The following is a 279-nucleotide window of genomic DNA, read 5'->3' as shown; positions in this document are numbered from 1 at the left end:
GGTAGAGATGGCGGCAATGTCACCGAAGCAAGACGTTGGGGACGTGAAAATGTACGAACTCGTAACCAAAATAAGCGCAGCCTATACTTGTCGGCAGCTCGCTCTTGGATTTTTAATGAGATTGTCTCTAAGCGCATCGAAGCTCAGAGTTTCGAGAGTTCAATCGCGGGTGATATTCTGGACGATAATGGCGTGATTACCGCTGCACTGGCTGGTGATAACGCACTGCCGACAGAGCAAGATGCTTTAACACTTGAGCAAAGTGCGGTAGATCAAGAG

Annotated in this window: 1 protein-coding gene; it reads left to right on the top strand. The window is 48.7% G+C overall.

Translation table 11 applies throughout. The features are described from left to right. The coding region (gene truD, locus FQ668_RS27410) for a tRNA pseudouridine(13) synthase TruD (protein ID WP_144180768.1) at positions 1 to 279 on the top strand (279 nt) is incomplete at both ends.

This window comes from Pseudomonas sp. Kh14 (assembly GCF_900291005.1).
GTDB classification, from domain to species: Bacteria; Pseudomonadota; Gammaproteobacteria; order Pseudomonadales; family Pseudomonadaceae; genus Aquipseudomonas; species Aquipseudomonas alloputida.
This window is presented reverse-complemented; position numbering and strand designations above follow the sequence as displayed.